This is a genomic window from Xanthomonas cannabis (genome assembly GCF_040616535.1).
In the GTDB taxonomy this organism is placed as follows: Bacteria; Pseudomonadota; Gammaproteobacteria; order Xanthomonadales; family Xanthomonadaceae; genus Xanthomonas; species Xanthomonas cannabis.
This window is the reverse complement of sequence record NZ_CP136580.1, coordinates 4398764-4417796: the sequence shown is the minus strand read 5'-3', so window position 1 is coordinate 4417796 and position 19033 is coordinate 4398764. Positions and strand designations below refer to the sequence as shown.

The window sequence follows — 19033 nt, the reverse complement described above, 5'->3', positions numbered from 1 at the left end:
TGCGCGCCGCGCCTATGCCAGCACCGGACGCAAGAAGCTGCGTTCGTAACTGATGATGCAACGCGTTCGCTCGGCATAGGCGAACGCCGACAGACACGCTGCATCCTGCAGCGATGCCTCGCGATAACGCTCGTACTCGGCAAGCGAGGGAAACGAAAACAGCGCCAGCGCGATGTTGTTCGCCCCTTCCGAGGGAAGAAAGTAGCCGTGATGCTGGCCGCCAAAGCGCGTCACCAGCGGAATCCACAGCCGCGCGTAATGCTCGAATTCGGCCAGTTGGTAGGGGTCGATCACGTAGCGCAGCGAACAGGTGATCATGGAGCGGGTCCGGCAGGCGGGGAGCTTCAGCATGCCATGGCGCACTGCCGCAGATTCATCGGCTCCCGTGTAAGCTGCTGATCCTGCTTCGTATTGCAATGGCTGCTCGCTGCGGCCAACCGTCATGACCGCTTCCGCCGATCGCTACGCCGCCTCCCTGCGCCTGTCCGTCGCTCCGATGATGGACTGGACCGACCGCCATTGCCGGGTGTTCCACCGCCTGCTCGCGCCGTCCGCACGCCTGTATACCGAGATGGTGCACGCCAATGCGGTGATCCACGGCGATCGCACGCGATTGATCGGTTTCGACCCGGTGGAGCACCCGCTGGCCCTGCAGCTGGGCGGCAGCGAGCCGGCCCTGCTGGCGCAGGCGGCGGCCATCGCCCAGGACTGGGGCTATGACGAAATCAACCTCAATTGCGGCTGCCCGTCCGATCGCGTGCAGGCCGGGCGCTTTGGCGCCTGCCTGATGCGCGAGCCGGCGCTGGTGGCAGAGTGCGTGGCGGCGATGTGCACCGCCACCGACCTGCCGATCACCGTCAAATGCCGTTTGGGCGTGGACGACGATGACGACTACGCGGTGTTTGCCAGCTTTGTCGACCAGGTGGTCACCGCCGGCGCCGCGATGGTGGTGGTGCATGCCCGCAACGCCTGGCTCAAGGGCCTGTCGCCAAAGGAAAACCGCGAAGTGCCGCCGCTGCGGTACGACTGGGCCTACCGGCTCAAGCAGCAGCGCCCCGACCTGCCGGTCGTGATCAATGGCGGCATCGCCGCCGTCGACGCGGCGCTGGCCCACCTGCAGCACACCGACGGCGTGATGCTCGGCCGCGCCGCCTATCACGACCCGTATGTGCTGCATCAGCTCGATGCCGCGTTGAACCGGCGCCCCGAGCAGTCGCGCGAGTCGTTGCTGCGAGCGCTCGAGCCCTATGTGGTCACTCAGCTGCAGCAGGGTCTGGCCTTGAAGCACATCACCCGTCACGTGCTGGGCCTGTTCCATGGTCAGCCGGGCGGGCGCGCGTTTCGGCAGGTGTTGAGCGAGGGCGCACACCGCCCTGGCGCCGGCTGGGAGCTGGTGGAGCAGGCCCTGCAGCGGACCGACACCCGGCCCTGGCGCGTCGTGGCCTGAACTGGCCCGGCGCTTGCATATGCTGAATGGGCAGGAGGTATCCGGAGTGATAGTGGCGAAGGCAGTCGCGCCGCAGGCCTCTTCTTGGAGCCAATGCGGAATCCAGACTATTCATTTGACTGAACGGTGTTAACACCAAGCTAAAAAGTTCAGATCGGATTCACCCCGAAAAATCAAGAATTTGGCTCGATTCCCGGGCCCGGCCGCAGTGTGATGCATTGCCGGTTTCACGAATTTTGAATGTTTCTGAACAACCCGCTAGGATCCCGTTGTGACCCAAACCCTCAGCCGCGCCCGTTTTGTTGTCCTGGTTGCCCTCTGGGCCGCCATGGCGGCGCCGTCTGCCTGGGGCCAGGGATATCCGACGGCGCAGAGCAGTCGTGAGGCGATGCCGCCGTCAGCGCGCGGCAACAGCCGCAGCTTGTCCGACACCATCCGCTCCGTGCAGCGCTCCACCGGTGGGACGATCCTGGGCGCCGAGCGGGTGCCATTCGATGGCGGCAACCTCAATCGGGTCAAGTACATGAAGGATGGCCGCGTCCATACGGTGTACGAGCCGGAACAAGCGCACGCTGCGCCGCCCCGCACCTCCGTCGCACCCGATGCCCCACCACGCGACGATAACCACTGAACCCCCATAGTTCTGCGTTCAGTCTCATAAATCCCCGGCCCCGGGCCGATAACGTTACTAGGGAGAGTGCATGCGTATTCTTTTGGTCGAAGACGAAGCTCCGCTGCGCGAGACCCTTGCCGCGCGTCTGAAGCGTGAAGGCTTTGCTGTCGACGCTGCACAAGACGGCGAAGAAGGTCTGTACATGGGCCGGGAAGTGCCATTCGATGTCGGCATCATCGACCTGGGCTTGCCTAAGATGTCGGGCATGGAGCTGATCAAGGCGCTGCGCGACGAGGGCAAGAAGTTTCCGGTGCTGATTCTGACCGCGCGTTCGAGCTGGCAGGACAAGGTCGAAGGTCTCAAGCAGGGTGCCGACGATTACCTGGTCAAGCCGTTCCACGTCGAGGAATTACTGGCACGCGTCAATGCGCTGCTGCGGCGCGCGGCGGGCTGGAGCAAGCCGACCCTGGAATGCGGGCCGGTGGCCTTGGATCTGGCGGCGCAGACGGTGAGCGTCAATGGCGCCAACGTCGATCTGACCAGCTACGAGTACAAGGTGCTCGAGTACCTGATGATGCATGCCGGTGAACTGGTCTCCAAGGCCGACCTCACCGAGCACATCTATCAGCAGGACTTCGACCGCGACTCCAACGTGCTGGAAGTGTTCATCGGTCGGCTGCGCAAGAAGCTCGACCCCGACGGCGAGCTCAAGCCGATCGAGACCGTGCGTGGTCGCGGTTACCGCTTCGCCATTCCGCGTACCGAAGGCTGAGTTCGCACGGCGGCAAGCAGGACGATCGGGTGCCGGTGCGCTCCAAATGGTACAAACGCTGGCGCCCGCGCTCCCTGCAGGCGCGCCAGCTGCTGGCCGCCAGCCTCAGCCTGGTGGCCTTCCTGGCGCTGGCCGGGTATGCGCTGGATGTGGCGTTCGCCGACACGGCCGAACGCAACCTGCGCGAGCGGCTGAAGAACTACGCTTCCGCATACGCGGCCAATATCGATTTTGTTCGCGATGGCTCTCTGTACATCGGCGGGCAGCCGCCTGACCCACGGTTCGACGTTCCCGGTGGCGGGCTGTATGTCGAGGTCGTGCGCCCGGACGAGAGCTGGACCTCGATGTCGGCGGAAGGCCCGAACATTCCGCATGGCCGCATGCTCGAACCGCGGCAGGAAGAGTTCATCGGCCCGCTGGAAATGACCCAGATCGATGGCAGCCTGGGCCAGTTGTATCGTTACGGGCTGGGTGTGAGCTACGTCGAGCGCGAACACGGCGGCGAGATTCCGTACACCATCTACGTGATGGAAGACGCGCGCTCGATGGGCGCGCAGCTGCGCGTGTTCCGTGGTGCGGTGTGGTTCTACCTCGGTAGCGCCGGCGTGGTGCTACTGGTGTTGCAGGCCTTCATCCTGCAGTGGAGCTTGCGCCCGCTGCGGCGGGTCATCAACGAACTGACCAAGGTGCAGCGCGGCGAAATCCAGCGCATGAGCGAGCAGCATCCGCGCGAACTGGAACCGCTGACCGACAGCATCAATGCCTTCATCGAGAGTGAGCGCGACAACCTGGAGCGTCAACGCAACACGCTGGCCGACCTGGCGCATAGCCTCAAGACACCGATCGCGGTGCTGCGCACGCAACTGGACAGCGGTGCCTCCGAGCGCGACCTGCATGCGGAAATGGACGTGCAATTGCGGCGCATGAACGACCTGGTGTCGTACCAGCTCGCGCGTGCGGCCTCCAGCGGCCACAAACTGTTCGCCGCGCCCTTGCCGATCGAGCCCAGCGCCGAAGAAATCGTGCGCGGGCTGGAGAAGGTGTACTCGGTCAAGGGCGTGCTGTGCGAATTCGACATTTCACCGGAGGCGCGCTTCCACGGTGAGCCTGGCGATCTGCAGGAACTGCTCGGCAACCTGCTGGAAAACGGCTTCAAATGGGCACGTAGCCGCGTGTTGCTCACGGCCCAGCCTGGTCCCACCACCGGTAGCCGGCGTGCCGGCCTGATCCTGTCGGTGGAAGACGATGGCCCCGGTATCGCGCCGGAGGATGTGGCCAAGATCCTGCAGCGCGGCGTGCGGGGCGACGAGCGCGTGCAGGGCCATGGCATCGGCATGTCGATCGTGCAGGATCTGATCAAGGCCTACCGCGGCGAACTGCAGGTGGTGCGCTCGCAGGAACTGGGCGGTGCCCGCTTCGATGTCACCCTGCCGGCGGGGCTGTAAGCGGCCGTCTGGCCCGATGAACCCATGGGCAATCGCCCGCGCGGCTCCGACAACCGTTTAACGCCTCGCGCGTTGGCTTGCCCATACTGGTTCGGTTGCAGGCAGTTGCGATGGAGAGCCGCATGGTCGAGCGCGTTGCACAGCGTTCTTGCGTGAAAACACGTGCCAACCGGCAGCTGCGCCGATGGCGGCTGCCGCTACTGGCTGCCGGCTGCGCAGTTGCGCTGCTTGGCCATGCCGCCGAGGCGGCGTTGACGCCGACCCAGGTGCGTTGGCTGCAACGCGCCAGCTACGGTGTGAATGCCGATGGCGCGGCGCAGTTGCAACGCCTTGGCCGCAGGCGCTATGGCGCCCTGCTGTTGCAGCCCAGCGACGATGCGGCGCTGCCGGCACCGGTGCGTGCCCAACTGCAGCGCTTCGATGCGCTGCACACGCCGCTGGTCACCTTGCTGACCCAGTACGAGGCCGACAAGATCCGCTTGCAGACCATGCCCGATGGCGATGCGAAGGCAGCCTTGCGCAAGGACTGGCAGGCGCGCGGCGGACAGATGCTGACCCAGGCGCGGCAGGCCCAGTTGCTGCGTGCGGTATATGCGCCGGACCAGCTGCGCGAGCAGCTGGTGTGGTTCTGGCTCAATCACTTCAGCGTGTATGCCGACAAGGGCCGGGTGAAGTGGATGGCCGCCGACTACATGGAACACGCGATCCGCCCCAACGCCACCGGCAAGTTCGCCACGCTGGTCATGGCCACGCTGCAGAGCCCGGCGATGCTGGAGTACCTGGACAACGCCAAGAACGCCAAGGGCAAGGTCAACGAGAACTACGCACGCGAGTTGATGGAGCTGCACACGCTGGGCGTGCACGGCGGCTACACCCAGCAGGATGTGCAGCAGCTGGCCCTGATCCTCACCGGCGCCGGTTTGGTGCCGGTCAAGGCCGATGGAGCGCCGCCGGTTCCGATGGCCGTGCCCGGCCAGCCACCGGCGGTGCGCAAGGGCCTGTTCGAGTTCAACCCGGCGCGTCACCAGCCCGGCGACAAGGTCCTGCTGGGGCAGCGCATCGCCGCTGGCGGGCTGGATGAAATCGAACATGCCGTGCAGTTGCTGGTACGTCAGCCGGCATGCGCGCGCTTCGTGTCGCAGCGGATGGCCGAGTACTTCGTCAGCGATACGCCGCCGCCGGCGCTGGTGGCGCGCATGGCCAGCACGTTCGAGCGCAGCGACGGCGACATCGCCAAGGTCGTGCAGACCATGCTGAGCTCGGCCGAATTTGCACAGGCGCAACCGCGCAAGTTCAAGGACCCCAACCGGTTTGTGGTGTCGGCCATGCGGCTGGCCTACGAAGACCAGCCGGTGATCAACGCCGCGCCCATGGTCAGTTGGGTGCAACAACTCGGCCAGCCCCTGTTCGGGCGCATCACGCCGGACGGATGGTCGCTGCAGTCGCGGGCCTGGACCAGCTCCGGGCAGCTGGCGCGCCGGTTCGAGGTGGCGCGTTCGCTGGGCAGCGGGCCAAAGCAGGTGTTCCGGCTCGATGGCGACAGCGACACGCCGGTCCCGCCGCTGACGCAGATCGATACGCGCACGGCGTATCGCTGGATCGCGCCCTCGCTCTCCGGCGCGACGCGTCAGGCGCTGGAACAGGCCCGTTCGCCGGCGGAATGGAACGGGTTCTTGCTGTCCTCGCCGGACTTCAACTACCGCTGATTCTGTAGTTTGCGATGCGGTGATCGCCGCAGGAGTGCACCATGCAACGACGTCAATTTCTGCTCGCCTCGGCAGCTGCCGCGAGTCTGCCGTGGACCGGCCGCCTGTTCGCTGCCCCGCGCGAGGGCGCGCGCATGCTGGTGGTGTTTTTGCGCGGCGGCTACGACAGCAATAACCTGCTGGTGCCGCACGGCAGCGATTTCTACTATCAGTCGCGCCCCACGCTGGCGATCGCGCGGCCGGACCCGTCCAACCCCGACAGCGCCATCGCGCTGGATGCGCAGTGGGGGCTCAACCCGGTGATGCGCGATGCCTTGCTGCCGCTGTGGCAACGCAATCAGCTGGCATTCGTGCCGTTTGCCGGCACCGATGACACCTCGCGCAGTCACTTCGAAACCCAGGACGATATAGAATCCGGGCAGGCTGGCACGCACCGCGATTACCGCTCGGGGTTCATGGCGCGGCTGTCGGGTGTACTCAGCGGGGTGCCGGCCATTGCCTTCACCGATTCGCTGCCGTTGACCTTTCAGGGCGGCGCGGATCTGCCCAACGTCTCGCTCAAGGGCATCGGCAAGGGCGGGCTGGATGCACGGCAGGCGCAGATCCTGGCGCAGATGTACGACGCCACGCCACTGGCGGCCGCCGCGCGCGAGGGTCTTGCCTTGCGTCAGCAGGTCACCGCGCAGCTGCGCGAAGAGATGGAACAGGCCGGCCGCGGCGCTGCCAGCGCGCGGACCTTTGCCGACGAAACCCGGCGCATGGCCACCCTGATGCGCGAGCGGTACCGCCTGGGATTCGTCGATGTCGGTGGTTGGGACACGCATGCCAACCAGGGCAGCGTCGCAGGCGGGCTGGCCAACAACCTGCGCAACCTCGGCGAGGGGCTGGCCGCCTATGCCGACGCGCTGGGTCCAGCCTGGAACGACACCGTGGTGGTGGTGATTTCCGAATTCGGGCGTACCTTCCGCGAAAACGGCAGCAAGGGCACCGATCACGGGCATGGCACCACGTACTGGGTCTTGGGGGGCGGCGTGCGCGGCGGCCGCATTGCAGGCGAGCAGGTGGCTGTAGAGCAGGCGCACCTGCTGCAGAATCGCGATTACCCGGTGCTGACCAACTACCGCAGCCTGTTCGGCGGCGTGCTGCAGCGTCTGTGGGGCTTGTCGCCAGCGCAACTGGAGCGTGTGTTTCCCGGTGCGACACCGCGTGACCTGGGCCTGGTGTGAGCGGGTAAAACATCCTGTGGTGCGTGTGACATCACGGGCAGTGATGTGAAACGACGCGCGCCATCACCCGACAGGACGCGCCGCACTCATCGCTGTGCAGGCGACGCAAACGGCGAGGGGCCGTAAACCCTGGTCAGATGTGCGGCGACCGCCGGCATTGCGCGCTCCAGGACATGCGGGGCCGAGAAGTGGTATTCGCTGACCACGGCAAAGAACTCTTCCGGTGCTTCTGCAGCGTACGGGTCGATCTCGGTGTGCCGACCTGCATCCACCCGTTGGCAGAACGCATCGTAGGCCTGCTGAAAATCCTGCGCCCAGCGGCGTTGCACCGCACGCGGCAGGGGCGGCGTGCCGTCGAGTGCTCCATCCAGGGCATCGAGCTTGTGCGCCATCTCATGCACGATCACGTTGAAGCCGGCGTTCGGGTCGTCCAGATCCGCCTGTACGTCGGCCCAGCTGACGATCAACGGACCCTGTTCCCAGGCTTCGCCAATCAAGGTGTCGTCCCAGGCATGCATGACGCCGGCGGCATCAACGTGGGTACGCTGCACCCGAAATGCGTCCGGGTACACGATCAGCTGCGACCAGCCGCGCCAGCCAGCCGCGCCGATTTCCAGCAGCGGCAGGCAGCAGGTGGCCGCCAGCAACACGTGGTCCTGCGGCTGCAGCTGCAGTCCATCGACCGGCGAGATGGTTTTTTGGTGCAGGAACTGCGCAGTCAGCGCACGCAGGCGGTGCTGGCGGTCCGTATCGAGCGCAGCGATCCAGGCGCATCCGGTGCAGACCGGTTGCCACAACGCATCGTCGATCTGAAGCGGCGGCCGGCGCAGCCAGCGCGTCAACCACTGGATCAGCGGAACATGCCCGGCAGGAAGCTGTGCCAGCGCGGCATCATGCGCATGCGCGGAAACAGGCCGTCGCCATCGTTGCCACCGCCGCCGGTTGCCGGTGCGGGCTTGTGCTGCGGCGCGCGTGCGGGCGTGGCCGGCTCGCCGTTGGGCGTCCTGCCGCGCGCGGCCGAATTGGTGCTGACGCAGCTCTCATGATCGCCGTCGACCAGCTGGTCCGATGCCAGTGCGGCAAGCGGAGCCAACAACAGAAGCAGGCAAACTGTGAGTCGGCGCATCGTCCACATCCAGGGCAGGCGGCGTGAGTCGCCGATCATAACGCGGTTTTCACTGCCTCACGCAAGCCGCGCTGGGCGGCCGGGAAGCCTTGGCGCATACTTTCACGGATCGATTTGGGAACCGTTGCCGTGGACGACCGCGCGTTGCTGGCCAAACTTGCAAGCGGCCGGCTCTCCGGCGATGCGCTGGCGCGCGATGCGGGGCTGACCCGCGCTGCGGTGTGGAAGCGCATCCAGAACCTGCGCGCTGCCGGTATCGCCATCGAGGGGCGGGCCGGTGACGGCTACCGGCTGGCCACGCCGCTGGACCTGCTGGATGCCGCGCGCATTCGCGCCGCCATGCCCGCCGACGCTGCTGCCGGCCTGGCCGGGTTGGAGGTCGCCTGGACCCTGGAGTCCACCAACACCACGCTGCTGGCGCGTCCGGCCCCGGAGCAGGGCGTGGAGGTGTTGCTGGCCGAGCGCCAGACCGGCGGGCGCGGGCGCCGTGGCCGGCAATGGGCCTCGCCGCTGGCTGCGCATATCTATCTGTCGGCGTCGCGCCGGTTCAGCGGCGGATTGGGCCAGCTGGCCGGGCTCAGCCTGGCGGTGGGCGTGGCGGTGGCCGAAGCCTTGCGCGCCTGCGGGTTTGCCGACGTCGGCCTGAAATGGCCCAACGACCTGCTGGCACGCGAGCGCAAGCTGGGCGGCCTGCTGATCGAAGGCGGCGGCGAGATGGCCGGCAACGCACGTGCGGTGATCGGCCTGGGCTTGAACGTGCACATGCCACCAGCCGCCGCGGCCACGATCGACCAGCCATGGGTGGATCTGCAGACGCTGGCCGGCCGCGCGGTGTCGCGCGACACCGTGGCGGCGGCGGTGTTGTCGGGTCTGCTGCCGGCACTGGACCTGTTCGAGGCGCAGGGGCTGGCGCCGTTTCTGAGCCGCTACGCGGCGCTGGATGTGTTGCGCGGCCGCACCGTGCAGGTGGAAGAAGCCGGCACGCGGCATCACGGTGTCGCGCTGGGTCTGGCCGCCGACGGGGCGTTGCGCGTGCAACTGGGCGAGGCCGAACGCCTGTTCCATTCCGGAGAAGTCAGCGTGAGACCTGCATGAGCGCGTGGTTGTTCGACCTGGGGAATTCGCGGTTCAAGTACGCGCCGCTGCAGGGGCACCGTGCCGGCGACGTGCAGGCCTGGGCGCACGGTGCCGAAGCGATGGACGCCGCCGCATTGTCGGCGCTGCCGTCCGGGCGCGTCGCGTACGTGGCGAGCGTGGCGGCCCCGGCACTGGCGCAGCGGATGCTCGGCTGCCTGCAGGAGCGCTTCGCGCAGGTCTGCGTCGTGCGCACCAGCGCCGAGTGCGCCGGCGTCCGCATCGCTTATGCCGATCCCGGCCGGTTCGGGGTGGATCGCTTTTTGGCCCTGCTGGGCGCGCGCGGCGAAGCGCCGGTGTTGGTGGCGGGGGTCGGCACCGCGCTGACCATCGACGTGCTCGGCGCCGACGGGCAGCATCACGGCGGCCGCATTGCGGCCTCGCCCACCACCATGCGGCAGGCCTTGCATGCGCGTGCGGTGCAGTTGCCGGCCAGTGGCGGCGAGTATGTCGAGCTGGCCAACGACACCGACGATGCCCTGACCTCTGGCTGCGATGGCGCCGCGGTGGCGCTGATCGAGCGCAGCCTGCAGCACGCGCAGCGCAGCCTGGGCACGTCGGTGCGGCTGCTGCTGCACGGCGGCGGCGCGCCGCCGTTGCTGCCGTTGTTGCCCGATGCCAGCTTCCGTGCCGCGCTGGTGCTGGACGGGCTGGCAACCTGGGCGACCGCGTCGGCCAGCCCGTAGAATCGGGGCATGTACGTCCGCGCGCTGATCGTTGTCCTGCTCATCCTCAATGCCGGGGTGGCGTCATGGTGGGCGGTGCAGCCGCCACCGGCGCCACCGGCCGCGCCGCCGCCGCCGGCCGGTGTGGCCCGGTTGGACGTGCTGCCGCCGCGTGCGGTTGTTGCGATGCCGCCAGCACAGGAGACCGCTGCCGCGGCTGCGGATGTGCCCCCGGCCGCTGCGCCCGTCCCGCTGCAAACCGCGCCGACTGCGGTGGTGGCGCCCGCCTCGACGCCGACGCCTGCCACGGCCAGGCCGGTGCCTGCGCCCACCGACAGTGCGGTACCGGCGAAGAGCGCTTCCACCGCTGCCAAGGTGGCGACTGCAGCTGCCAAGGTGGCGACTGCAGCTGCAATGCCACCGACGACACCGCCACCGACACCACCACCGAATCCCGAACGCTGTGCCAGCTTCGGGCCTTATGCGGCACGCGGGGATGCCGACACGGCGCTGACGCGCCTGCGTGGGCAGGCCGCCCGCGCCAGCCTGCGCGAGGACAAGGACGCGGGTGTCAGCACGTTCCGGGTGATGCTGCCCAATGTCGGCGACCGCGCGGCGGCGCAGGCGCTGGTCAAGCGCATTGCCGCCGCCGGCATCGGCGACTATTACGTCATCGCGCAGGGCGAGGACAACACCGTGGCCCTGGGGCAATACCAGAGCCGCGAGCGCGCCGAGCGGCGCCAGGCGAGCCTGGTGGGCGCAGGCTTCCCGGCGCAGCTGGTGCCCAGCGGTACCGGCCAGTCGCGCTGGTGGGTCGATGTCCGCAGCACGGCCACGGCCGCCGCGTTGCAGGGCGCAGCCGGTGCAACGCGGCAGCGATCGCTAGATTGCGCCGCGCTGCGCTAGAATGCGCACCGGCGCGCAATGCGCCTGCCTTTGCCGGCATAGCTCAGTTGGTAGAGCAACCGCCTTGTAAGCGGTAGGTCCCCAGTTCGAATCCGGGTGCCGGCACCATCCTGCAGAGATCATCCCCCAAAGTTCGACCACGCTGATCGTGCACGCGTGTGGGCTGTGCCCCATGCCGGATGCCGCAGCGGCGGGTTCGTGTGCGATGCGGCGGGCCTTGCATCGCAGGCGTCCTGCCGGCATCGACGTGATCGAGCGGCCTTGCCCTGGCCAACCTGCACGTGCGAGGAGCGGGCGTGGTTCATGGCGTGAGGTGTGTCGGTTGGACGTTGCCGGCGCGGCTGGCCAACGTGTTCGCACAGATGCCTGCTGCATGGACAGACATCCGGACATTTCGGCGCTATGGCACCACTGTGGCGGCGGCAGTGGGCAAACGCCCGGGTCCAGGATCTCCAACGCGCGGTTCTGGCAGGCCGGGCTGTGGCGCTCCTGCGACAACCGCCAGGTGCGGGCTCGCCGTGGCATCGATGCACGCCTTGCTTCATTCTCACCGACCCGTCTCCCCCCTTCTGCCGGAAGACAGGACCTGGTCACGACATGGTGCGTGTCCCGGCTGCGCGAGGTGTGATCCGGGTCGGCTGGGCCGCCCTGTCTGGCCTGAAGCGCGCAGCCCCGCGCTGCGCCCAGCGATCAGGCGGGACGGCCGGCAGAGAGCAGCTGGAGCGCGGCGGTGCCGGCGTCGCCGCTCACGCGCTCGGCCAGGGCGGATACGACAATGGCGAGGGCGCGGCGTAGCACGCTGTCGGCGTCGGCGATGGCGTCCAGCACGTGTTTGCCCGGCAATTCCAGTGCGGCAAAAATCGCGCGGCAGCGCTCCAGGTTGTCCTGGGTTTCGAAATGGTTGGGTGCGTCGCCGCGTGCGCGGATACGGGCCAGGCCGGTGGGAGGCGGCAGGTCCAGCAGCAACAGCACATCCGGGCGCGGCGCGAAGGCGTTGCGTTCCAGCAGTGCGTCCAGTGGCAGGCCGGCGGCGCCCTGGTAGGCGACCATCGAAGGAAAATAGCGGTCCAGGATCACGATGTCGCCGCGCGCCAGCGCCGGCGCGATCAGATTGTCCACGTGTTCGTGGCGATCGCGGATCAGCAGCTCGGCCTCGTCGTCCGCGCTCAGGCGCCCGGTGGCTGCGGATTGACGCAGCTGGGTGCCCCAGGGGCCATTGGTTGGCTCCTTGCTGGAGACCACGCGTGCGCCGGCGGTCTGCAAGGTGGCCGCCAGGCTGCGCGCCAGCGTGGTCTTGCCGGCGCCGTCGATGCCTTCGATGGCGATCAATAGCCCGCCGGGCTTCAGTTCGATTGTCATCGCGCTACTTTATCTGATCGTGACGATGGACCAGTAGCCACAGCGCGGCGGCAACGCCAACCCGGCGCTGTCGACACTGGACGAGCGAACACCCGGCGATACACGATGGCCACTGCCGCGGGCGCATGCCTGCAATGAGCAATGACGCCGCGGTGCGGCGGCTTCGAGGGCATCCCACGCGCCATCCCCAAGCTCATGACGCAACCCCAATCGCCAATCCCAAATCCCAGCCCTATGGCCAAATACTTATTACCGATATGTCCAGCGCGATGTCGGAATCGTCCCGATGTCCCGGCCGCTGCCCCCTGGGCATACTGAACAAGTCAGACGTAGCGCTCATTCGTGTCATGACTGAGTCGCCTTTCTGGCTTCAAGGAAGAAGGACGCGTCGCCGCCACCCTAGAGGCGGCATCCCCCGCGTGACGCCCTCTCAGGCCCGTCGTGACCGGATTCCTTGTTTATCGGTGCGGTTTATCGGTACGTGCACGGCACGCGTTCGCCTAACGGCCGATCACGTCGCCGAGGTATAGCGATAGGACAGCAGCGATTTCACCAGGAAGGTGATCTGGGTGGCCGAGCGCGCATCCACGCGCATCACCGGGATGCGGAAGCCTTCGGCCACCAGTGCCTCGCGGAACGGCGGCACCAGGAAATCCTCGACCTCGTCGGTCATGGTGATGCCCACCGCCAGGCTGGCCTCGGGCGCGATTTGCGAAAACTCGCGCAGCAGCGCCATGGTGGCCTCGAGCATCTGCGGATCGCGCGCATTGGTCAGCACGATCACGCCCAGCGCACCGTCGCAGACCAGCGGCCACATGAAATCCAGATATTTCTGCCCGGGCACGCCATAGACGTGCAGCAGCTCGCCGTCTTCCAGCTCGATCGAGCTGTAATCCAGCGCGACCGTGGTGTAGGTCTTGTCGCCGTAGGCATCCTGGCTGAGCGGCATTTCGGTGCTGACCGGCTCCACATCGGAGATGGCGCGTACCGCCGTGGTCTTGCCGGCGCCCATGCCGCCAACGAACACCAGTTTGTTGGCTGGAAGACTCATGACTGCGCCTGAAAGAGTGAGAGGCCAAACCGACGTGCGACCCAGGAAAAGAACCGGGAATTGCTGCTGTCCGGACGACGCGGCGTAGAAGGCACGGGAATCTCCGCAGTCTGGGCAAGGCCGCTGGCAAGTGCAGCGGCGAACAGGCATTCCACCGTTTGCAGCGGGAGCTTGCAAGCATTGGCCAGGGCCTGCGGGCGCCACGGGCGCGCATGCAGGTGGGCGATGGCCAGCAGTTGTGCGGGCGAGCTGGTGTCGGCACTCAGCTCGGGCCACTGACGCAATTGCAACGCATGCGCCGGCTCCACCGCCGGCAGCGCGGGACGCAGATGCTCGGGCAGGGCGAAGTACAGCGCTTCGAAGGAGAGCCGTTGGGGCAGCGCGACGTCGGCGTCGTCGGCCACGCGCTGCCAGCCTGGCAGGTCCAGGGCGGCCACCAGCGCGGGCAAGCCGATGCCGGCCGGCAGATGCACGCAAGCGTTGGCCGGGTCCACCCGCACCTGTAGGCTCGCATGCCGCACCATCACCGTGCCGGGCCCGAATTCACCGCGGCAATGGCGTAGCAGCAGTGCCGGTTCGGCCACCTGGGTGGTGTGCGGGGAGGACAGCAACAGGCGCATCTGCTCGTTGAGTTCGCGCACCGTGGCGCCATGCTTGAGCCAGGCGCCGGCAACCGGTGTGCGCGAGACCACCAGCACCCGCACCGGCTGGCCCTGCAGCGCCTGCCACGCGGCCAGGCCGTCGGCGGTTTCCAGACCCAGCACCACCACGTCGGCCGCATGCTGCGGCCATTCGCCCAGCTGCACGTCGATGCGCTCGGCAAGCAGCAGCGAACACGCCAGTTTCAGGCGCGTGGTGTGCAGCAGGTCCAGGCCGGCCGTGGCGACCCGCATGGCGTGAATGGGTGTGGTCATGAGTGGGCGCCGTCGTGGCGCAATGGAGCGACAACGCCTGCCGGGACGTACCGGCAGGCAGGGCAGGCGACGCGCAGGCGCCGCCCGAGGGGCATCAACCGAAATCCAGGGTCTTTTCGAACGCCTTGAGCTCGTGGCGGGCCATCGCCAGATTGGCCTTGGCGCGGTCCAGCACGACGTACAGGAACAAGGTGGGGTTGCTCTCCAGCGGGCGCAGCAGGTGGTACTGGCGCGACAGGGTGATCAGGATGTCTTCGATGGTGTCGTTCAGGCCGAGCTGCTCGGCGATGCGGCGCTTGGCACGCACCACGTCGGTATTGCCGGCCGCGGCCAGCTCGAGGTTGAGCTCGGTGCCGCCGGTCATGCCCAGCGCCATGCCGCTATCGCTGTCGACCAGCGCGGCGCCCACGAAACCGGCGAGCGAATGCAGTTGTTCCAGAGTGAGTTTTGACATCGGTGGTCCCCTTCCAAACGGTGAGAAAAATCGGTGCGCTCAGGCAAGCACGAACAGTGCCAGGCCTCAGCCGGCCGGCTGCGCCAGGGCGGTGGCCAGGCGGCCGGCGCAATCGCGCGCATTGAACAGCAGCGCGGCGGCATTGAGGTCAGGCCCGCCCACCGCCGTCAGCGTCAGCGGCTTGTCGGCGCGGATGCGGATCAGCACCAGCTGCCCCCCGCGGGTGCTCACGGTGGCGTAATCGGCTTCGCTCAGGCGCGATTCGCGCGCCAGGGTCTCGCCCAGGGTGAGGAACGAGTTGGCCATCGCCGCCAGGCGACGTCCATCCACGTCCAGGCTGGAGTGTTCGGCGATGGCGCGGCCATCGGCGGTGGACAGCATCAGCAGGCGGATGCCGGGCTCGCGTTCGATGGTCTGCGCAAATTCGCGCCCGATGCGCTGCAGGTCGTACTGATGCGACGCGCGCGCGACTTCACCCACGGCGGCCTTGACGACCTGGTTGACGGCGTTGTGCGGCATGAAGATCCCCTGTTGCTGATGGCCCGAGCGCGTGCGTGGTGCATGTCCTGCGCTGGCCGGCGCACCATACCATCCAGGTATAAGCGCACAGTCACACCAGCCACAGCGGTTTCACTGGGCGGTCAGACAAGCAGAATCTGCAAAGTCCAGCGCGCCACAAACTGCCGTGGCACGTCACAGTAGCGGCGCGGCGAGGCAGATCTAAACCCCTCGCCTCGGCCAGCTGCGTGAGGCCGGCAAGCCGATGCAGGCACATGCCGTGCTGCGCTGCCGCGCGTCAGCGCCCGGGCGCGCCACTAGACTGCACGGCTTTCTCGATGCTGGAGCAATGCATGGCAACGCAGTACCTGCCGGTTTCCCTGATAGGCGTTCCCACCGACATCGGTGCCGGCCACCGCGGCGCACGGATGGGGCCGGAGGCGCTGCGCATTGCCGGCTTGCAGGAGGCCCTGATCGGCCGTGGCGTGGAGGTGCGTGATCTGGGCAACCTGGATGGCCCGCGCAATCCCTGGCAGCTGCCGCAGGCCGGCTACCGGCATCTGGACGAAGTGGTGGCCTGGAACCAGGCGCTGATGGACGCCAGCTATGCCGAACTGCAGGCCGGGCGGATGCCGATCATGCTCGGTGGTGACCATTGCCTGGGCATCGGCTCGATCACTGCGGTGGCCAGGCACTGCCGCGAGCAGGGGCGCCCGTTGCGGGTGCTGTGGCTGGACGCGCATTCGGATTTCAACACCAGCGAGGTGACCCCGTCCGGCAATGTGCACGGCATGCCGGTGGCCTGCCTGTGCGGGCTGGGTCCGCAGGCGCTGACCCACCTGGGCGGCAGTGCGCCGGCGCTGTTGCCCGAGCAGGTGCGGCAGATCGGCATCCGCTCGGTGGATCCGGAGGAGAAGCGGCTGATCAAGCAGCACCGCATCGACGTCTACGACATGCGCTACATCGACGAAGCCGGCATGAAGCGCACCATGGAAGCTGCGCTGCAGGGCATGAGCGCCGAGACCCACCTGCATGTCAGTTTCGATGTGGATTTCCTCGACCCGAGCATCGCGCCGGGCGTGGGCACCACGGTGCCCGGTGGCCCCAACTACCGCGAGGCGCAGCTGGTGATGGAGATGATTGCCGACACCGGCCGCATGGGATCGCTGGACATCGTCGAACTCAATCCGGTGCTGGACAACCGCAACGCGACCGCCGAACTGGCAGTGGATCTGGTGGAGAGCCTGTTCGGCAAGTCGACCCTGATGCGAGATTGATCCAGCGCTGAACGTGGCGTGCTGCCGTTCACATCAAATCCACGTGCGCGCAGTCAGATTTGGCGCCAAGCGAGGTGCGACCGCACCGGGCGCAGACCGAGGAAGACCGATGAAGCGACTGCTGACACTGATGGTGCTGGGCCTGTTTTCGGCCGGCGTAATGACTGGCTGCAACACCATGGCCGGCGCCGGCAAGGATATGCAGGGTGCGGGCGACAAGGTCGAGAAAACGGCCGAAAAATGCAGCGACGGCAAGTGCTGATCCCAACGTCTTGCGTGTGATGTGTTCGATTTGATTGATCTGCGGCAACTGGCCGCTTACCTACGAAGGAGTCTGTTATGAAGCGTGCAATTGTGCTGCTGGTGCTGTCGGTGTTGTCGGTCGGTATGCTGTCGGGTTGCAACACCGTCGCAGGTGCCGGCAAGGACGTGCAGGGCGCTGGCGAGAAGGTGGAAGACGCAGCGCGTAAGTGATCTGACGCCGCATGCAAAAAAACGGGCCGCAAGGCCCGTTTTTTTTTGCGCCCAGCCTGCGCCAGCGCGACGGTCGCACCGCAGCTGCGCGATTGCCAGATCGGTTGACGGTATCGCGCGTCGGCAACGGTTCAGTGCGGTGATCGCCGGCTTGACACCTCTTGATGAGCAACGAACGCATCCGTGGGCACCCTGATCCCACGGTCAATCGCGGCCGCATCGCAGCGGAGTCAACGCAATGAACACTGACATCATTTCCGGCAAGTGGACCCAGCTCAAAGGCAAGATGCAGGCGAAGTGGGGCGACCTCACCGACGACGATTTCAAGGTTGCCGAAGGTAACGCCGAATACCTGCAGGGCAAGCTGCAGGAACGGTATGGCTGGGACCGCGACCGCGCCCAGACCGAAGTCCGCGCCTTCGAAAAATCCTTGCGCGACGACACCTGATCCATAACGCGCCGCTCCCGGCGGCAAACGACGTTGCAGACCACGGGCCGCCACTGCGGCCCGTTTCTGCGTGTGTGGGCGGGTGACAGGAATCCGGTGGCAGCAACACACCGCTGGCAGCCACCCGATAGGCACGGCGCGGAACCGCTAAACTTGCACGCTGACTTCCTGGCACTACGCAGATGACCACTCGCGTCCTCACCGGTATCACCACCTCCGGCACCCCGCACCTGGGCAATTACGTCGGTGCGATCCGCCCGGCCATCCAGGCCAGCGCCGCCGCCGATGCGGAAAGCTTCTACTTCCTTGCCGACCTGCATAGCCTGATCAAGGCGCAGGACCCGGCGCGTACCCAGCGCTCCACGCTGGAGATCGCGGCCAGCTGGCTGGCCTGCGGCCTGGATCCGGACAAGGTCTGGTTCTATCGGCAGTCCGATGTGCCCGAAACCACCGAGTTGATGTGGTTGCTGACCTGCGTGGCCGGCAAGGGCATCCTCAACCGCGCGCATGCCTACAAGGCGGCGGTGGACAAGAACCGCGCCGACGGCGAGGACGACGATGCGGGCGTGACTGCCGGGTTGTTCATGTACCCGGTGCTGATGGCGGCCGACATCCTCATCTTCAATGCGCACAAGGTGCCGGTGGGGCGCGACCAGATCCAACACATCGAGATGGCGCGCGACTTTGCGCAGCGGTTCAACCATGTGTACGGCCGTGATTTCTTCACCTTGCCCGATGCGGTGATCGACGAGCAGGTGTCCACCTTGCCGGGCCTGGACGGCCGCAAGATGAGCAAGAGCTACGGCAATACCATCCCGCTGTTCGGCTCGCGCGAGGAGCTGCGCAAGCTGGTGTTTTCCATCCTCACCGATTCGCGCGCGCCGGGCGAAGCGAAGGACACGCAGGGCTCGGCGTTGTTCCAGCTGTATCAGGCATTTGCCACGCCGCAGGAAACCGCCGGCTTCGCGCAGGCCTTTGCCGATGGCATCGGCTGGGGCGATGCCAAGCAGCAGCTGTTCGAGCGGATCGATCAGGAGATCAGCCCGTTGCGGACGCGCTACGAGGCGCTGATGGCCGAGCCGGCCAAGATCGAGGCGATCCTGCGCGCCGGGGGCGCACGCCTGCGTGCGCGCTACGCCACGCCGCTGCTGGCCGAGCTGCGGCACGCGGTGGGTCTGCGCGACCTGGCCGATCAGGCCGGCCCTGCCGTTGCGCAGGGCGGCGACAAGCTCGCCTTGCCGGTGTTCAAGCAATACCGCGAACCCGATGGCCAGTTCTATTTCAAATTGAACGATGGCGCAGGTGCACTGCTGCTGCAGAGCGACGGGTTTGCCTCGCCGCGCGATGCCGGTCAACTGATCGCACGGTTGAAACAGGCCGAGCAGGTCAGCGATCTGCAGTTGCCGGGCGTGCATGCGCAGGTCGAGGCAGCGCTGATTCTTGCGGCGATGCGGGCACTGCGAGAGGCATGATCGACGCACGCGCGCAAGGGGTGGCGGCTTTGCGCGCATTGTTGAC

22 protein-coding genes and 1 tRNA gene are annotated in these 19033 nt (G+C 67.0%); 15 read left to right on the top strand and 8 right to left on the bottom strand.

Translation table 11 applies throughout. From position 1 onward, the window contains the following. Positions 1-12: 12 nt before the first annotated feature. Entirely contained in the window at positions 13-444 is a 432-nt protein-coding gene (locus tag RZV17_RS18770; protein ID WP_355605634.1) for an NIPSNAP family protein, read from the bottom strand. Here RZV17_RS18770 and dusA point away from each other — a divergent pair. From dusA to RZV17_RS18740, 6 genes are all read left to right on the top strand, one after another. Next, entirely contained in the window at positions 443-1447 is a 1005-nt protein-coding gene (gene dusA, locus RZV17_RS18765; protein ID WP_355605631.1) for a tRNA dihydrouridine(20/20a) synthase DusA, read from the top strand. The two genes, RZV17_RS18770 and dusA, sit on opposite strands and share 2 nt — an antisense overlap. 328 nt (positions 1448-1775) lie before the next feature. Next, the gene (locus RZV17_RS18760; protein ID WP_355609500.1) at positions 1776-2078 is read left to right on the top strand and encodes a hypothetical protein; all 303 of its coding nucleotides are present in this window, start codon (positions 1776-1778) and stop codon (positions 2076-2078) included. 70 nt (positions 2079-2148) lie between these two features. Continuing rightward, complete coding sequence (locus RZV17_RS18755) at positions 2149-2832, top strand: response regulator transcription factor (RefSeq protein WP_002808458.1); 684 nt, start codon at positions 2149-2151, stop codon at positions 2830-2832. Between the two features lie 74 nt (positions 2833-2906). Then, complete coding sequence (locus RZV17_RS18750; protein ID WP_052076952.1) at positions 2907-4277, top strand: ATP-binding protein; 1371 nt, start codon at positions 2907-2909, stop codon at positions 4275-4277. A 110-nt stretch (positions 4278-4387) separates the two neighbouring features. Further along, entirely contained in the window at positions 4388-5983 is a 1596-nt protein-coding gene (locus RZV17_RS18745; RefSeq protein ID WP_355605628.1) for a DUF1800 domain-containing protein, read from the top strand. A gap of 41 nt (positions 5984-6024) precedes the next feature. Further along, positions 6025-7209, top strand: a complete 1185-nt coding sequence (locus tag RZV17_RS18740; RefSeq protein WP_184371998.1) for a DUF1501 domain-containing protein — start codon at positions 6025-6027, stop codon at positions 7207-7209. Positions 7210-7295: 86 nt separating this feature from the next. Here the strand turns inward: RZV17_RS18740 and RZV17_RS18735 are convergent, their stop codons facing one another. Further along, positions 7296-8051: a M90 family metallopeptidase gene (locus RZV17_RS18735; RefSeq protein WP_184557825.1), complete on the bottom strand. Its 756-nt coding sequence runs from the start codon at positions 8049-8051 to the stop codon at positions 7296-7298. An 8-nt stretch (positions 8052-8059) separates the two neighbouring features. Beyond that, positions 8060-8374: a hypothetical protein gene (locus RZV17_RS18730; RefSeq protein ID WP_039414699.1), complete on the bottom strand. Its 315-nt coding sequence runs from the start codon at positions 8372-8374 to the stop codon at positions 8060-8062. Positions 8375-8449: 75 nt separating this feature from the next. Here RZV17_RS18730 and birA point away from each other — a divergent pair, with 75 nt between their 5' ends. The 4 genes from birA to RZV17_RS18710 all read left to right on the top strand — a co-directional run bounded on the left by birA (position 8450) and on the right by RZV17_RS18710 (position 11148). Then, positions 8450-9430 (top strand): bifunctional biotin--[acetyl-CoA-carboxylase] ligase/biotin operon repressor BirA, encoded by a 981-nt coding sequence (gene birA, locus RZV17_RS18725; protein WP_355605623.1) that lies wholly within the window; start codon positions 8450-8452, stop codon positions 9428-9430. Next, complete coding sequence (locus tag RZV17_RS18720) at positions 9427-10155, top strand: type III pantothenate kinase (protein WP_355605620.1); 729 nt, start codon at positions 9427-9429, stop codon at positions 10153-10155. The genes birA and RZV17_RS18720 overlap by 4 nt, the downstream gene beginning before the upstream one ends. Before the next feature lie 9 nt (positions 10156-10164). Then, the gene (locus tag RZV17_RS18715) at positions 10165-11040 is read left to right on the top strand and encodes an SPOR domain-containing protein (RefSeq protein WP_355605618.1); all 876 of its coding nucleotides are present in this window, start codon (positions 10165-10167) and stop codon (positions 11038-11040) included. A gap of 32 nt (positions 11041-11072) precedes the next feature. Continuing rightward, positions 11073-11148: transfer RNA gene (locus RZV17_RS18710), tRNA-Thr, on the top strand. Between the two features lie 582 nt (positions 11149-11730). Here the strand turns inward: RZV17_RS18710 and tmk are convergent. The 5 genes from tmk to RZV17_RS18685 form a co-directional block, all read right to left on the bottom strand. Then, a complete protein-coding gene (gene tmk / locus RZV17_RS18705) occupies positions 11731-12399 on the bottom strand; it encodes a dTMP kinase (protein WP_184441319.1) in 669 nt (222 codons plus the stop codon). A 511-nt stretch (positions 12400-12910) separates the two neighbouring features. Continuing rightward, a complete protein-coding gene (locus RZV17_RS18700) occupies positions 12911-13450 on the bottom strand; it encodes a GTPase (protein WP_355605616.1) in 540 nt (179 codons plus the stop codon). Then, positions 13447-14364 carry a hypothetical protein gene (locus RZV17_RS18695; protein WP_184375673.1) on the bottom strand — a complete coding sequence of 306 codons (918 nt, stop codon included), beginning with the start codon at positions 14362-14364 and terminating at the stop codon, positions 13447-13449. The genes RZV17_RS18700 and RZV17_RS18695 overlap by 4 nt, the downstream gene beginning before the upstream one ends. Positions 14365-14458: 94 nt before the next feature. Beyond that, positions 14459-14818, bottom strand: coding sequence for a hypothetical protein (locus RZV17_RS18690; protein WP_047692840.1), 360 nt, complete (start codon positions 14816-14818; stop codon positions 14459-14461). Positions 14819-14884: 66 nt separating this feature from the next. Continuing rightward, entirely contained in the window at positions 14885-15337 is a 453-nt protein-coding gene (locus RZV17_RS18685; protein ID WP_039404601.1) for a roadblock/LC7 domain-containing protein, read from the bottom strand. 332 nt (positions 15338-15669) lie between these two features. On the opposite strand from RZV17_RS18685, the gene rocF reads away from it, so the two are divergent. The 5 genes from rocF (at position 15670) to RZV17_RS18660 (ending at position 18987) form a co-directional block, all read left to right on the top strand. Next, positions 15670-16593, top strand: a complete 924-nt coding sequence (rocF, locus tag RZV17_RS18680; protein WP_039404638.1) for an arginase — start codon at positions 15670-15672, stop codon at positions 16591-16593. Between the two features lie 109 nt (positions 16594-16702). Next, the gene (locus RZV17_RS18675) at positions 16703-16855 is read left to right on the top strand and encodes an entericidin A/B family lipoprotein (protein ID WP_039404598.1); all 153 of its coding nucleotides are present in this window, start codon (positions 16703-16705) and stop codon (positions 16853-16855) included. 77 nt (positions 16856-16932) lie between these two features. Further along, positions 16933-17067 (top strand): entericidin A/B family lipoprotein, encoded by a 135-nt coding sequence (locus RZV17_RS18670; RefSeq protein ID WP_016904515.1) that lies wholly within the window; start codon positions 16933-16935, stop codon positions 17065-17067. A gap of 238 nt (positions 17068-17305) precedes the next feature. After that, entirely contained in the window at positions 17306-17515 is a 210-nt protein-coding gene (locus RZV17_RS18665) for a CsbD family protein (RefSeq protein ID WP_039404591.1), read from the top strand. 182 nt (positions 17516-17697) lie between these two features. Next, positions 17698-18987, top strand: a complete 1290-nt coding sequence (locus RZV17_RS18660) for a tryptophan--tRNA ligase (protein ID WP_355605611.1) — start codon at positions 17698-17700, stop codon at positions 18985-18987. Positions 18988-19033 lie beyond the last annotated feature (46 nt).